General features: G+C 28.2%; 18 protein-coding genes. 14 read left to right on the top strand and 4 right to left on the bottom strand.

The window, feature by feature from the left end:
* Window positions 1-2: 2 nt before the first annotated feature.
* Window positions 3-794 carry a toxin-antitoxin system YwqK family antitoxin gene (locus EM932_RS09980; RefSeq protein WP_170179768.1) on the bottom strand — a complete coding sequence of 264 codons (792 nt, stop codon included), beginning with the start codon at window positions 792-794 and terminating at the stop codon, window positions 3-5.
* Window positions 795-1,102: 308 nt separating this feature from the next.
* Here EM932_RS09980 and EM932_RS09985 point away from each other — a divergent pair, with 308 nt between their 5' ends.
* From EM932_RS09985 to EM932_RS09995, 3 genes are read left to right on the top strand one after another with little or no spacing between them, the layout of a single operon-like run.
* A complete protein-coding gene (locus EM932_RS09985) occupies window positions 1,103-1,876 on the top strand; it encodes a LuxR C-terminal-related transcriptional regulator (protein ID WP_135877040.1) in 774 nt (257 codons plus the stop codon).
* A 45-nt stretch (window positions 1,877-1,921) separates the two neighbouring features.
* Window positions 1,922-2,695, top strand: coding sequence for a LuxR C-terminal-related transcriptional regulator (locus EM932_RS09990; RefSeq protein WP_135877041.1), 774 nt, complete (start codon window positions 1,922-1,924; stop codon window positions 2,693-2,695).
* 17 nt (window positions 2,696-2,712) lie between these two features.
* The gene (locus EM932_RS09995) at window positions 2,713-3,489 is read left to right on the top strand and encodes an alpha/beta fold hydrolase (protein WP_135877042.1); all 777 of its coding nucleotides are present in this window, start codon (window positions 2,713-2,715) and stop codon (window positions 3,487-3,489) included.
* Between the two features lie 3 nt (window positions 3,490-3,492).
* On the opposite strand, the gene EM932_RS10000 is transcribed toward EM932_RS09995, so the two are convergent.
* Window positions 3,493-3,729 (bottom strand): helix-turn-helix domain-containing protein, encoded by a 237-nt coding sequence (locus tag EM932_RS10000; RefSeq protein WP_135877043.1) that lies wholly within the window; start codon window positions 3,727-3,729, stop codon window positions 3,493-3,495.
* 92 nt (window positions 3,730-3,821) lie between these two features.
* Between EM932_RS10000 and EM932_RS10005 the strand changes: the two genes are divergently transcribed.
* The 7 genes from EM932_RS10005 (at window position 3,822) to EM932_RS10035 (ending at window position 9,681) form a co-directional block, all read left to right on the top strand.
* Entirely contained in the window at window positions 3,822-4,604 is a 783-nt protein-coding gene (locus tag EM932_RS10005; protein WP_135877044.1) for a hypothetical protein, read from the top strand.
* A gap of 21 nt (window positions 4,605-4,625) precedes the next feature.
* On the top strand, window positions 4,626-5,159 hold the full coding sequence (locus EM932_RS10010; RefSeq protein ID WP_135877045.1) for a hypothetical protein: 534 nt from the start codon (window positions 4,626-4,628) through the stop codon (window positions 5,157-5,159).
* 43 nt (window positions 5,160-5,202) lie between these two features.
* Window positions 5,203-5,346, top strand: a complete 144-nt coding sequence (locus EM932_RS10015) for a DUF3157 family protein (RefSeq protein WP_135877046.1) — start codon at window positions 5,203-5,205, stop codon at window positions 5,344-5,346.
* Window positions 5,347-5,419: 73 nt separating this feature from the next.
* Entirely contained in the window at window positions 5,420-5,620 is a 201-nt protein-coding gene (locus EM932_RS10020) for a hypothetical protein (protein ID WP_135877047.1), read from the top strand.
* A gap of 26 nt (window positions 5,621-5,646) precedes the next feature.
* Window positions 5,647-6,039, top strand: a complete 393-nt coding sequence (locus tag EM932_RS10025) for a hypothetical protein (protein WP_135877048.1) — start codon at window positions 5,647-5,649, stop codon at window positions 6,037-6,039.
* Window positions 6,040-6,932: 893 nt separating this feature from the next.
* On the top strand, window positions 6,933-8,894 hold the full coding sequence (locus tag EM932_RS10030; RefSeq protein ID WP_135877049.1) for a tyrosine-protein kinase family protein: 1,962 nt from the start codon (window positions 6,933-6,935) through the stop codon (window positions 8,892-8,894).
* Window positions 8,895-9,084: 190 nt separating this feature from the next.
* Entirely contained in the window at window positions 9,085-9,681 is a 597-nt protein-coding gene (locus EM932_RS10035; protein WP_135877050.1) for a recombinase family protein, read from the top strand.
* Between the two features lie 18 nt (window positions 9,682-9,699).
* Here the strand turns inward: EM932_RS10035 and EM932_RS10040 are convergent, their stop codons facing one another.
* The gene (locus EM932_RS10040) at window positions 9,700-10,437 is read right to left on the bottom strand and encodes a hypothetical protein (RefSeq protein ID WP_135877051.1); all 738 of its coding nucleotides are present in this window, start codon (window positions 10,435-10,437) and stop codon (window positions 9,700-9,702) included.
* An 885-nt stretch (window positions 10,438-11,322) separates the two neighbouring features.
* Here EM932_RS10040 and EM932_RS10045 point away from each other — a divergent pair.
* From EM932_RS10045 to EM932_RS10055, 3 genes are read left to right on the top strand one after another with little or no spacing between them, the layout of a single operon-like run.
* Window positions 11,323-11,976, top strand: coding sequence for a TrmH family RNA methyltransferase (locus EM932_RS10045; RefSeq protein ID WP_135877052.1), 654 nt, complete (start codon window positions 11,323-11,325; stop codon window positions 11,974-11,976).
* A 43-nt stretch (window positions 11,977-12,019) separates the two neighbouring features.
* Window positions 12,020-12,547 carry an SRPBCC family protein gene (locus tag EM932_RS10050; protein WP_135877053.1) on the top strand — a complete coding sequence of 176 codons (528 nt, stop codon included), beginning with the start codon at window positions 12,020-12,022 and terminating at the stop codon, window positions 12,545-12,547.
* 5 nt (window positions 12,548-12,552) lie between these two features.
* The gene (locus EM932_RS10055; protein WP_170179769.1) at window positions 12,553-12,930 is read left to right on the top strand and encodes a VOC family protein; all 378 of its coding nucleotides are present in this window, start codon (window positions 12,553-12,555) and stop codon (window positions 12,928-12,930) included.
* A gap of 132 nt (window positions 12,931-13,062) precedes the next feature.
* Here the strand turns inward: EM932_RS10055 and EM932_RS10060 are convergent, their stop codons facing one another.
* Window positions 13,063-13,839, bottom strand: a complete 777-nt coding sequence (locus EM932_RS10060) for a carboxypeptidase-like regulatory domain-containing protein (RefSeq protein ID WP_135877054.1) — start codon at window positions 13,837-13,839, stop codon at window positions 13,063-13,065.
* Between the two features lie 483 nt (window positions 13,840-14,322).
* Here EM932_RS10060 and EM932_RS10065 point away from each other — a divergent pair, with 483 nt between their 5' ends.
* The gene (locus EM932_RS10065; protein WP_135877055.1) at window positions 14,323-14,586 is read left to right on the top strand and encodes a hypothetical protein; all 264 of its coding nucleotides are present in this window, start codon (window positions 14,323-14,325) and stop codon (window positions 14,584-14,586) included.
* The last annotated feature ends 336 nt before the right edge of the window (window positions 14,587-14,922 follow it).

Below are 14,922 nucleotides of genomic sequence, written 5' to 3' on the forward strand. Positions count from 1 at the left end.
ACTTAATTTTGAATAAATACTCCATCTTTAACCTTTACTTGTTCTTCTAATTTACCCTCTGGTGTATAAACATTTAGTAAACCATTCCCATTTCTAAAGGTTCCAATATTTAAACTACCCCCATTTTTGTTGAGCAGTTTTAAAACATTCATTAACTTATCCTTAGCATATTCTCTTTTTGTAAATAATTTACCATCTTCATAATAAGTAGTCCACAAACCATCTAACTTATCTGATTCAAAATTATATTCATTTTTTAAGTTCCCATTTTCATAGTACTCTTTCCAAAGCCCATTTCGTTTTCCATTATTAAAATTTTGAATTGCATACAATTTTCCATTCTCATAGTAAACGTAACATTCTCCATGTGGCTTATTATTTATTAGCGAACCTTCTTGCCTTACTTGACCTGACTCATAGTAAGTTTTCCTCTGATTATTGTCAAAATTAAAGCTGCCAATTAATAAACCATTCTTATTATACTCTTTCCACTCACCTGTCTTTTCATTCTCATCAAAATACCCAACTGCTGAAAGTTTGCCGTTTTCATGATAATATTTCCATTCACCACTTATATAGGTTTTTGCGCCAACTAAAGTGTATTTACCTCTCAAGCGACCTGATTTTTCTAGATTACCATTCTTGTAATAATATTTACTATCTCCAGGAAACCCATTATCACTATACTCAATTATAGATTTTAATTCACCAGTATCATAATACTCTTTTTTCTCCCTTTGTGCAGATGAGATGGTAACGAACAAAATTGCTGTCAACGAAAAAATATTTTTCATAAATTTTATTTTAAACCAATCATTATATTTTGATAATAGTATTACTCCCTTATTTATCATCATCATTTTTAAAAATCTCATAAACTTAAACTCAAAAATATAAACTATCTAATTTTTGTTTTTCAAAATAAACCTTTAATAGCTCATAAATCAATACCTACTTTTAAGTATATTTTTAAACCAAAACCCATGAACGGTCATAAAAGAAGGATAAACAGATTTATTATTAACTGTCCATTATTTTTTTAATCTTTTGAAGTAGCAAACATTTTCTATATTTAAGGCGATATTTAATTAGCTATTATCAAATGACCAATGAAAACACAACAAAACTCATTCAGTTTTGGGAACAAGAAAATAAAATAGCAACTCCTAACAATAAAGAACCTATAATTGAGGTCATAGACCAGATAGCCTCTTTATTTGCCGCAGGTTCTTTTTATTACTACATTTTAGATTTTGTCACTTACAAAATGACTTTTGTTCATGAAGGTATAGAAGAGGTCTTAGGTATTAAACCTGAAGAATGGTCTATAGATACTTTTTTTGACCTTATACATCCAGATGAAATTGAAAGCTTTCATGATAAAGAAGCTGCCTGTATAAAGTTTATGTTCAATGATATTCCGAAAGAAGATATAACCAGTTATAAAACGACTTATTTAATGAAATTGAAGCACAATAGTGGTAATTATAAAACCATTTTACATCAGGCTAAACCTGTAAATGTTAGCCATGATGGAAAGATTCAAACGGTTATTGGTGTACATACGGATGTAACTCATTTAAACGTACCCATAAGAAATGAAGTCTCTTTTATAAGTAGAAAAAAAACTAATGTACATTTTGCAAAACAAGGAGGTGTCTATCTTCCAATTAAAGGAATTTCTAGTTTGTTTACTAAAAGAGAAAAAGAAATTATGAAGCTTATAATAAAAGGAAAAACAGCTAACGAAATTGGAAGCCTTTTACATATATCTAACCACACTGTAAATACTCATAAGCGAAATATGCTCAAAAAATCTAAGTGTAAAAACTCTAGAGAGCTTGTTTCAAAATGTTTGCATGAGGGTATTGTGTAATTTTCTAAACTTTTTTAACTAAAAAACGATTTATTAATTTTATCAATGGTCAACGAAAACACTGTAAAACTTCTTCAATTATGGAATCAGGAAAATAAATTGACCATTCCCAACAATAAAGAACCTATAATTGAAATTATAGATCAAATAGCTTCTTTATTTACTGCTGGTTCTTTTTATTATTATATTTTAGACTTTACCTCATATAAAATGACGTATGTACACGAAGGTATAGAAGAAGTACTAGGTATTAAGCCAGAAGAATGGTCTATAGATACTTTTTTTAAACTTACGCACCCTGATGAAATTGAAAATGTTCTTGAAAAAGAAGCGATTATTATTAAATTTAAACTTGATGATATTCGAAAGGAAAATATATCTAATTACAAAACATCGTATTTAATGAAATTAAGGCATGCTAATGGTAATTATAAAACTATTTTGCATCAGACTAAAGTTATTAGTGTTAGTGATGATGGAATGATTCAAACATCTATTGGTATTCATACAGATGTAACTTATTTAAACCCACCTGTGAGTAATAGATTTTCTTTTATAAGCAGAAAAAAACCAAATGTTCACTTTGAAAAACAAGGAGATAGTTATCTTCAAGTTAAAGATATTTCAAATATATTCACAAAAAGAGAAAAAGAAATCATAGCACTTATATTAAAAGGAAAAACGGCTGTAGAAATTGGGAATATTTTAAACATATCTAATTACACCGTAAATACACATAAACGAAATATGCTTAAAAAATCCAAATGTAAAAACTCTAGAGAACTTGTTTCAAAATGTTTGCAAGAAGGTATTGTATAACCTTAATAATGGTTTAAATGAAATACATTATTGTAAAAGGAAAAGATAGAGGGAGTATTGTTTTTATACATGGTAATTCATCTTCATCTTCTGTTTTTAACGAGGTTCCAAAATCAAAATTAATTACACAAACCAAAATTGTAGTTGATTTGCCTGGTCATGGAGAATCTGTATATGAATATGAGAATGAAGAGGACTTCTTTATAAGCTCTTACAGAGAAAAACTAATTAAACTAATAAATACACTCGATGGTAATATTTTATTAGTTGGTCACTCGTTAGGAGGACATATAGCCATAGAAATTGCTCCACAAATACATAAACTAAAAGGTATTCTTATATTTGGAACACCACCGCTCAAAAAGCCTTTAAATTTAGAAGAGGCTTTTTTGTTTTCTCCTGAATTGCAAACTTTTTTCACGGAAGACGTTTCTGAAATAGCAGCAAGGGAAGCGGTAGAAGTAACACTATTTAATAAACAATGTGCCTCTGTTATTATTGAAGATTTTAAGAGAACTAATCCAAAGGTAAGAAAAGCAATAGCTGCTGATATTGCTGAGAACAGCTATTTGAATCAATTAAAAATATTCTTAGAGTTACCTATTCCAAAATATATAATTGCAGGTACACATGACCCAAGTGTTAACTTAGAGTATATAAAGGAAGTAGCACGTAAATCATGCTCTTGTGAATTATTTATATTTCAAAATTGTGGACATTACCCTAGTCTTGAAAAACCTGTAGAGTTCAATAAAACTTTAGAGAAGATAACCAAAGATGTTTTTAATACATAACCCCTATGTAACCAAATCCTTAAAGAAGTCCATTACATCAACCTCTAATGCCTTTGCAACTTTAATTAAGACTATAATAGAAACTTTATATTCTCCTCTTTCTATTCTGCCTACTTGGTTTTTGGAAATTTCAGCATCAGTAGCAAGGTTGTATTGAGTAATGCCTTTTGACTCCCTTAATACCCTTACCCTTTTACCGAGTTCCATTAAAACCTTATTTTCTTGACTTTCTGTAAGCATTAGTTAAAAATGCAAGAAACACAAGAAAAATCTTAACCCAAATTTGGGTTAATTGATAAAATCTCATACATTAGTCCTATAAAACCTACTTTATGAAAAAAATAACTCTATTAATTATTGTAATATTTACTTTGTCTTGCTCATCATCCGATGATTCTGAAAACCAAAACAAGAATAACTCATCTATTAACCCACCTACTTGGATACAAGGAACTTGGTTATTCGATTTATCTATAGACTTAGGCTATCAGTTTACTTCTAATGATTTTTTTATTATTTCATCATGTATTAAAACTAGTAAGAATGAAGAAATAGAAAGCTTTAGTAATACAGAGGAGCAAACTAGTATAGTTGAAGAAGAAACTACCAGCTCATCATATTCGTTAGTGGTAATTCATTCAAATGACACAAACAATTCAGCAACTAGAACTACTTATAACTTTGAAAAAGTTTCAGATACGGAAATTAAAAAGTCTGGTAGTAGTACTATTTATAAGAAACAAGATAATGATTGGGAAATTTGTACATTATTTGATGTAAACAGTATTTATCCTTTAAATAATGATGATGCTTTATTAGTTATTAGCGTAGGAAATGTTCCTACTCTTTCTGAAGTAACGTTAGAAATATATCGTGAAGATGGATCTGTTGAAAAAAGTGTTTCAGACCCTAACTCATATCTTTCAAAAGCCATTGGTATTAATAAGGATGCAACAAAAGCTAAATTAATAGTAAAGGATAGAGACAATTTGAGTGGAGTAAAATTTTCTGTGACTTGTAAATTATACAATTCTGATTATAGTAAGCAATATTTCGTTTTATTAGAAGATGATATAAGAGGGCTTAGTAAAACCATTCGATTTAAAGAAGAATAAAATTCATTAAAAATAAATAAAATGGAATTTTTAATTGTAGCGATTTTTGTTGGTACCGTAGTTTATGTAATAGTTACTAATGGTAATAAGACGGAGAAGAAAACCATAACTAATGAACGTAAAAAATTATACCAGTTAGAAGATAGAGATAACTTAGACAAACTTACCTATAAATATCGTCAAGAGTTTATTAATTCAGTGACTAGTATTATTACTGATATAGTTAATAAGAGTAAATATGAATTTTCAAATTTTAATATTAACTCATTCAATGTTTCTGCTACTTCTAATAAATACTTTAAGATTACTTTTGGCTATAATGATAGAGTTGTAACTTATGACTTTCTTTATTCTGTGATAAAGAATGAAAAATCAGAAAATCCATATAATAACAAAAAAGGAATTATTATTGTTTTCCCAAGCTTTGCTGGAATTGATGAAGATGAATTTAAGAAAAGATATGATACAGATAATTGGACTAAAATATTAAGAGATATTGAAGAATGTTTAGAAAAGGATAGCACCTTGATTAAAATATCTTATCCTTATAATTAATTAGTGTTAGAACAAATTTCTTTTAAATATTAAACTTAATAAAATGAAAAAACTACTATTACTTAATCTGTTGTTAATAACAACTTTGTCATTCTCCCAAACTCAAATAGCTACAACTGAAAATGGCAAAAAGGTACTCCTAAAAGAAGATAAAACTTGGCGATATGTAAATAATTACAGAAACTAAATCTAAAAGCTCTTGTGTAAATGAAGATGGGTTTAAAGAACCTAAATGGAACACAAGTAAAACTTGGAAAAAAATGGGTACACGAGTAGATGATTTAAAAAAACATATATCTGTTGATTTGGGTGTTTCTGAATCTGATATTATTCTTTTACAGCTTTCCGAACAGTTAGGCAATGCGGTATATATAGTGTGTGCAAATGGCATGAAAATGAAATATAGACGAACGGGCTCAATATTCAGAAAAGATGGAGAAAATGTACTTAAAATGGATTAATTAAGTTATTTATAATTTTTGAACCTATGACTAATTTAAAACAACAATATTCACATTTCATTGACGAAATTAAAATGCTCGAAGAATATGAAAATAAAGACTTCTTTAAAAAGATATTTTCATCCTACAAGCCAAATGAACAAGAAATAATCAAAACCCTTAATGATTTTGTATTAAACACATTACTAAAAGAAATCACAAATTTTCAAGATGTTGAATCATTCAAATCTTCTTTTAATTGGTATAACTTAATTAAGGATTTTCTCTACCCAGAAAGTATTTTTAAAATATTAAGTGCATATCAAGAATTACCTTTTATAGACAAAAAAACCTATAATCAATTAGAAAACTACAAGGCTATGCAAATGCAAATAAGAGTAGGGAAAAGTTTTGATTCTCTGTTAAATAAATTTATGTAATTAATATAGAATGGACACTATCTTTCAGATTTGCGTAGATATTCTAAAATGTGGTGCCAACTTTTTAGGTATTTCTTATGAGACTATTAATGTTTTACTTTTTGTGATTATTCATCCCATAATCACGCTATATTTTTTCTTTTTATACAGAAAATACAAAAGGTTATATTTTAAGAATAAATAACGTGACTTTTTTTACTAAACTTAGGATAAAACAACTTAAAAATTAAGATTTTGTGAGGATGCATACTTAAACCCACATATAAGGTCTGTATTTGTCCGTATTATTCTTATTATTTTGAAGAACTTTTTTTTTAAATAATCTCAATAAGCTATTCAGAAACATCAATATATACAATGCTTAACAGATTATTTAAACTAATAAAATGAATAGTGGCTTGTATGTCTTTTTGTAGGGCAGAGCAATTCTTTAAAAATAGCAGATATTTAGCAAAAAAGGTATAATAAGGTATGTTTTACCTAAAATGCGTTTTTTAACTCAACTATCGATTAAAAACTTCGCTAACTTTTAATTTGATAAACGGGTAAATAAAAAATCACGTCACCTGAAACCTATTGTTTTCATTAGCTTTTAAGAGATTTTTGTATATTAAAACGTCTAAAAATTGAATTAACCCCCTTATGTCTTTTCATAGGGCAAACTACATTTTCAAAAATGATGTATTCGACCCTGTCTATACCTATCATCCTTGATAATAAAAACAAGCTTAATATTTTTTAATCACCCCCCCCTATTAACTTCTAGTTAATATTATTAACTAAGCAGAAACACATCATTAAATTATAATTTATTTGAATATTTATTTTCTATTTAATATAAAATAACAACTTATATTTGAGTTCGTTAGTAGGCTATTAATATAAGTTAAATCATGGAATCGAGTATAAATTTAGTAGTAAACACACTTTCTAAAATAAGGTTTAGTAGAAATAAAGTTTTTCATTTTCTTTCCAAGAATGCGAAGTTATGGAAACTATACACTATAGTAATCTTGGTATTTCTGGTCTTTTGTCATTATAAAATCAATAACGAAGGGCTGATCTACAGGTATTCAAGTTCGTTTCAAATTAAATCTGCACTAGATATTAATTCATTAGATAATTTATTGAATAATTATATTCCTAATTCTAAAAATTTCGAAGAAATAAGTTTTACAAATTTCAAAGCTTCTTCTCTTTCAAAAAAAATTATTAATAATAACAACTTATTTATACAAAGTTATAAAAGTAAATATTCATATCATTTAGGAGAACCTTTAGAACTAAATTCAATCTTCGGAATTACAATTAATTCAGATGCCTTTCAATTAATAGATACAAAAATATACCTTAAACAAACATCAACAGATTCAATAAGAATTACTATAAGTTTTGATGAAGATGTTTTATCACAATATAATTATCAAAATAATATTTCAAGAGACCTTGATATAGCAGTTAATGACACAACATTTAATGTTAAAATAGGAAAAAGGGTTCAAAATAAATATTTCGATTTCACGATTAATAAAATGCAATCTTTAAATCAAGATATAAATTATTATTTTAAGTTTAAGGATTTAAATAAACTCTCTGATGAGTATAATAGCTTAATCAAAGTATGGAATGAATCTGAAAATTTCTATATATCGTGTGAAGGAAAACATTACTTGAATATTAAGAAATATATTGACGAATTAACAAAAGGGTATCTTAAATATCATGAAGATGAAATAAAGCTTAAAATATCTGAACTAACTTCAAATTTATCAAAATCTAACAAGGCTTTAGAAGATAGCCTATCAATTCACCTTAAAAAAGAAAAAGGACATTTTCATCAACTAATTATTGATAACATAAATCAAAAGTATGATGAGAATTTAAGACTATTGTTCAAGGCAAATCAATTAAAAAAGCGTAATTTATTTTCTTTAAGAACCATTAGCTCTAAAATTTCACCCGTTGAAAATAAACGGTTTTATTATGCTCTTTATATGTTTGCAGGGATTAGTATTGTATTTATTTATGCTAACTTATTTTTCTTGGCAAGTAACTTTCTAAATAGATCAATCAATAGCATTATAAAAGTAAAAAAGGTAATTGGAAAGAATACATTTTTTGTTTTACCAAAAATGTCCCGTAAAATCAAAAATAAAATATTTTGCGACTCTTCATCTTTTTTCTCTCAAAGATTTGAATACATTTCAACATATTTAACCATAGAAAAGCCGAATTGTAAAACTATTTTATTTACTTCTACGTTACAAGGAGAAGGTAAAACAACCTCCTCTTTAAAATTAGCGACATATCTAACACAATTAGGATACAAGACAGTCTTTTTGTCATTAGATTTACGAAAACATAATCCGCTAATAAATAAATTGAAAAACAAGGAGTACCTCGGATTTTTAGACTATATGGATGACCAAACCCTCACTTCAAAAGATATAATAGTTAATTTTGAAGTATCTGAATGCGATAATGACATATCCAAGCTTGATGTAATTCTACCAAATGGTACATCTCAAAACTCACATATTCTATTAAGCTCTGATAGACTAAAAGCATTGATTATTGAATTGAAAAATTTATATGATTATGTCATAATTGATACACTTCCTGTAGGACTATTTTCTGAATCTAGATTTATTTTTAATCAAATCGATTTGATATTTTATTTAATACGATTTGATTATTCGAACTACCAATTCACTAAGTTTTCAATCGAAGACTCACTTTCTAAAAATGAAGAAGTATTATTTCTAATAAATGACATGAAAGAAGATTACATTTATTTAAATGGCATCGCAAGTAGGCAATTTTATAAAAGAGGCTATTTCGCTAAAAAACACTAATTAATTCATTATACTATTATTAGATTATAGTCTAATCATAGTACAGTAATAAAAATCTATTCAACATTGTAAAAGAGACTTAATTATATCAATCATATATACCCTAAAATTAGTACACAATTATTAAAATTTGTATATTTATGTAAAATATTTAAGACCTCAGAACGGGAGCTTATTTAAACAATTTAATATGAAAGTAAGATACATAAGGATAAGTACAAGTAACCAAAAAATAGAAAGGCAACTAATAAAAAAGCATCCAAACGAAGAGTTATTTATTGATGTTATTAGTGGTGCAGTTCCATTTAAAGATAGACCAAAAGGAAAAGAATTATTGGAGCGTATTCAAAATAGAAAAGCGAATTATATTTCAGTGCATAGTATAGATAGACTAGGTAGGAATTTATATGATATACTCTCTACTTTAGAAATACTAAACGAAATGAAAGTTGTTTTAAAAGTAGATAACTTAGGTATAGAAAGTTTAGTTAAAAACAAACCTAATCATGCCTTTAAATTAATTATATCGGTCATGGCTAACATTGCAGAAATGGAAAGAGTATCTCTTTTGGAAAGGCAAAGAGAAGGTATTGCTATAGCTAAAGCCAAAGGCGTATATAAGGGCAGGGTTAAAGGTTCAATTGAATCTGAAAAAGTAGTGTTACAGAGATATAAAAATGTCGTTAAACAACTTAAAAAGAAGCAATCATTAAGAAATACTGCTAAACTATGTAACGTCTCATTAGGAACTGTGCAAAAAGTAAAATCTATTTTAAAAAGTCAATAAATTTACTTTTAAAAATTATTAAGCAGCCGCAAATAGTTCCTGTTTTGGATTTCCATTCTGTAATATGAATTTCCATCTTCTCTTTATAGTGCTTAAGCTTATTCCTGTTTTTTTTACTAATTCTTTTTGAGTCATTCCGTAAACATAAGCATTAATTAACGTTTCAAAATTTTTGTTTAAAAGCTCCTTGCCTCTATATTTGTTAAATAAATCTGTTTTTTCCTGTGATGATAATTTATAATCTGGATTCCAAAATATTGTCTCATATTTTTTACGTCCATTAAAAGCAAAAGGAGTAGCTATTACCTTATCTATAATATCCTCTATTTTTTGGAAGGAGTCCATTCTTTCTTGAGTTTGCCTATAAACATGTTGAATTGGAGCGTAGTAATAATAAATCTGATTAGCCAATGCAGTCAAAAAATCTTTATCTGCTTTGGTACAAATACGATAACCATTTAGAATACCTTTTAAAACAGGATAGAACCTATGCATAGAATTTAATCTATACTCTGGTAGTAATACCTGCATATATTCAAATTTACTTCTTAAAAAAGGTTCTCCGTTAAAATCTTGATTTTGTAAAACAAAGTACTTATTTGTCGCTAGAACATTACCAAAAGGTTTGTGATATATTTTTTCCTTACTAGGTTCTATATAAATTATTTCAGTACCAGATAGAGGTGTGCCATTTAGAAATAATTCATATAATTCTTCTTTAGTATTTTGCCTTGACAATATTATTTTACTCTCCATTATTATTAATTAAAATTTATTTAATACTCTGCGCAAAATTATTGCTTCAGCAGCTTATTTACAATTTCGTCATAAAAATCGATGATTCTCTACTAAATTAGTAGGAATTAGGATAGGGGTAGATGTTTCTTTATATTATTATATATATACTGTGTGACACCTTCTTTTAAAAGTTGTGCTTTATCACAAATCGTAGTTATTACTAGCCTTAAAGACTAACCTTAGGTTTTAGCTATTAGCTAAGAGAGAAAAATACTAATTAGGTGTATTCCAGACGTGCGACAGCACCAAAACTAACCACCTATTTATATTTATTTGTAGAATAATGAGTGCCGACTAGCCTCTCAAATAAAAAGTGCTATAAAAGTTAAGTGATAACGGCACATAGATAGTTATATCTTTAATATCCTTATTTTATTTAATAGATATACTTAAATTGATAGGTTAAACTAAAGGGCGGAAAATCTAAGGTTTTATATAAAAATATTATTTGTAAAGATTTAATCGCCTATATACTAAACCTATCGTAACTGACTTACCTAAGTTGTATAGGTTTAATCTTTAACTTAGGTTAGAATAAGGGGCTATACCTTATAATTAGTTCAGTATAAAGTATTTAATCAATAAGTTGCCAACAAATTTATTTACAGCTCCTGTAAGTACAACTAGATGTTTTTTCATTTTATAAAGATAGTAACTTTACGTCATTGTGTGGAAGTACAACATGGCAATCTATTTATTTTTAACCAAAAAGAATTCTTCAAAATTTTGCCTCATAGATGGTTTGTTTCAAGAAATTCTTTGTTTCTAAATTATAAGATCACTTCATTTATGCTTTCCTCATGAAAACGATTTTTTTATTAAATTCGAGAATTACCAAAAAACATGATAGATTTAAAACTTTTAGAGCATTTAGAAACTTATTTAACAGAACATCGGAAAGCGCGTTTTGATAATGTTTTATCACAGCGAACCAAATATTACACGGTAGCTACAGAAGATGTATATCAATTGCATAATACAAGTGCTGTAATACGAAGCTGTGATGTATTCGGTATACAAGAGGTTAATATTATTGAGGAACGCAACTCTAAGCGCATAGATAGAGAAATAGCTATGGGAGCCCAAAAATGGGTTGATCTAAATAGATACCAAACTGTAAATGATTGTATTTTAGATTTAAAAGAAAAAGGTTATCAGATAGTCGCAACAACACCACATACAAATGATTGCGAATTGCACGAGTTTGATGCTACCAAAAAATCCTGTTTTTTCTTTGGAAGAGAAACCGAAGGGTTATCCCAAGAAGTTATGGATGCTGCCGATAGTTATTTAAAAATACCAATGGTTGGTTTTACCGAAAGTTTAAATATTTCAGTATCCGCAGCCATTATTTTACAACATGTTACTACTAAACTAAGGCAATCAAATATTAATTGGCAATTAACAGAGGAGGAAATGTTAGAAAAACGTTTGGATTGGATAGCAAAAACTATTAAAAGTTATGATGAAATTGCTGACCGTTTTTACAGTCAGTAATAATTTTTGTAATTTTAAACCACTAATTAATAATCTGTCAATCATGTATATAGTTCTTTATGTAGTTCTTGCCATTGTTGGTTTATTTATCCTTTTAGCACTTATAGCACCAAAAAAATATAAGGTAAATCGAAGTATTATAATTAATAAACCACTTCCAGAGGTATTTCAATACTTAAAACATATAAAAAACCAAGATAATTGGTCACCTTGGAAAAAGAAGGACCCAGATATGAAACAAGAATTTATTGGTAATGATGGTGAAATTGGGTTTATAGTCAAATGGGACGGTAATAAAGAGGTTGGTTTGGGAGAACAAGAAATAACAAACATTATTGATAATGATCGTGTAGAAGCTAGGTTACGATTTTTTAAGCCTTGGAAATCTGAATCTGATGCAGCTACTAGTGTTGAAGATGTTGGTAATGGTAAAACTAAAGTTACCTGGGGATTCTCTGGAGTTAATAAAGTCCCAGCTAATATTTTTATGATGCTTTATAACGTTGATAAACATGTAGGGAAAGATTTTGAAGAAGGTTTAGCTAGTTTAAAAGAAATCTTAGAAAATTAGAAATTATGAATAATAACATGGTAGGTTGGTTTGAGATTCCTGTAACTAATATGGACAGAGCCATAGATTTTTACAATACAGTATTCAAAATAGATGTACAAGCCCAAGATTTTGGAGGGACTTTAATGGGGTGGTTCCCATTTGAAGAAGGAAAGCCTGGAGCTCCTGGTTCTTTAATTCAAAATCAAGCTTATGCACCAAGTGATAAAAAAGGAACCTTAGTATATTTTAATTCAGAAGATGTCAATAATGAGTTGAATCGGGTAGAAGATGCTGGAGGTAAGGTGGTTCAAACAAAAACACAAATTTCACCGGATATTGGGTACATGGCTATCTTTATTGATAGTGAAGGTAATAGAATAGCATTACATTCTAGAGCATAAAAAAGTGGTTGAAGTATTATTCTGAATGCAGTAGAGAATCTCTTGAGGCTTTGAAAATTGATAAGATTCTTCGCTATGCTCTGCTGAATGACAAAATATATAATTTTTTAGAAAAACTCTTGAGGTTTGTTTTTAAATTCTTTTGCTTCTGCCTCTGCTTAAGACTTTATATTCTTCATAACACTCGCTAATAGCGTCAAGTATTTGCAAGTCGTTTGCAGTTTGTATAAAACCTTTAGAGTAATCACATTGGCTTACAATTTCATCTAAATCAACACGATCTACCTGTAACAAAGCAGTAAGCATTTCTCTGTCAAAACGAGATGCTAACAAATTCCTTATTTCGTCATCCTCTTTCATCTTTTTTAACTTTCGTAATTCATTTGGTTTTTTACCAAACATACGGTGTAAAAAATCTGCAGGGTTAAAAATAGAACCAATAATTTTAGTTATTGTACCTTTAGAACCAGCTTCATAACCTGTACTCGGTAGCCCAGAAATGCTGTAACGGTAATTATTATTAGCCGCAGGTAATTGCTTTATGTCTACCTCTAGATATCCCGTGAGTTTAAGTTGTTTTACGACGACTTCTTCGAGGGCTAAGGCCGATTCAGTTAATTCAATATTCGAACTTCCAAACTTTAACCAGTCATTAGTAACCCTAACTTTTATAGATTTAAAACCTAAAAACGAAAAATGTAATGTATCGTTTGCTTTAGCAGAAATTTTAAACTCACCTTTTTTATTGGTAGTAGTACCAATCACTTGATTGAGGTTTACAATGTTTACATTTTCAAGTGCTACACCATTTGAAGAATTAATAACAACACCTAAAACTTTATCAGCTTCTTGCCCTATACAAATGACAGAAGTAAATATTAAAGTAAAAAGAAGTAGGTAGTTTTTCATAATCTAAAATTCTATAGCTAAAATACTAAACAAAATGGCAAAAGTCACAGTTTAGTTGCAATTTGACTTAAAATTAACAAAAAAGTTTAACCTTAGCATTATGGATTGGGGCTTTTATGAAGATAAAATGTAATGAATACTTAAATTTTATTGGTTTTGGCATCCTAATTTTGTATTCATTACCGATTATACAGGGACAATAATGAATACATATCATGTTATTGTAAAATCAATAATAAATAATTTTCTTTATAAGAACTATACTTATATTTGGAGTTGAGGCATAATAGAAATAAACACAATTGTGTTTGTTCGATAGTTGCCTGCAAGCTAAAAAAACACTCAACCAAAAAATGACTTCGACACCCATTATGTTGGAAAAGACAAAAATGAAATCATTGGAACGTGGATTAAAAAACTAGTTCAGAAAATTCTAAAAACTCAATATCTAGTAATATTATTGAAATAAGTTTTAAAAAGAATTTGACTGCAAAAATTAAGGTTTCTGATTCCATTGGAACAAGAACTATAATTGGAAAATGGAGCACGGAAAAAACCAAAAACTACAAAAAAGTAATTGAACCTAACATTAAAAGTATTGTTGGACAAAACACAAAAATAGAACCGGGTGTAATTCTAGAATATCTTAGAAATGCCAAAGGGATGAATATAATTTCGTTTTCAAAGGAAATTACTGACGAAGGACTTATTTTAAAAACTGGAAAAACAATTTTTGAGAAAAAATAAAAACTGCTTACAACACGTACAATGGCTTTAAATTATTGAACGATTAGTGAGTTACGCAAGAGAAAGAGGTACAAACGTTATAAAATAACGTGAGCTCGATATATTAAAACTTAACAATCAGTTGTTTAATTGTTTTAATAAAGAAACTATGTCATTCCGTATCCTATGACTAAACCAAATATATTATGATAATTTTTTTTATAATTATAATGCATACTTCATAGTGTCAACATAAAAAGTTCCCCTGGCTACTACAGCAAAGGCCTTAGCAAGTAATTTGTTTCTTATAATGTTGAGCGTACTCATTTTGTTTTTCCCTTGTTCTACTCTTCTTTG

It is taken from the genome of Flavivirga rizhaonensis, from assembly GCF_004791695.1.
Taxonomy (GTDB): Bacteria; Bacteroidota; Bacteroidia; order Flavobacteriales; family Flavobacteriaceae; genus Flavivirga; species Flavivirga rizhaonensis.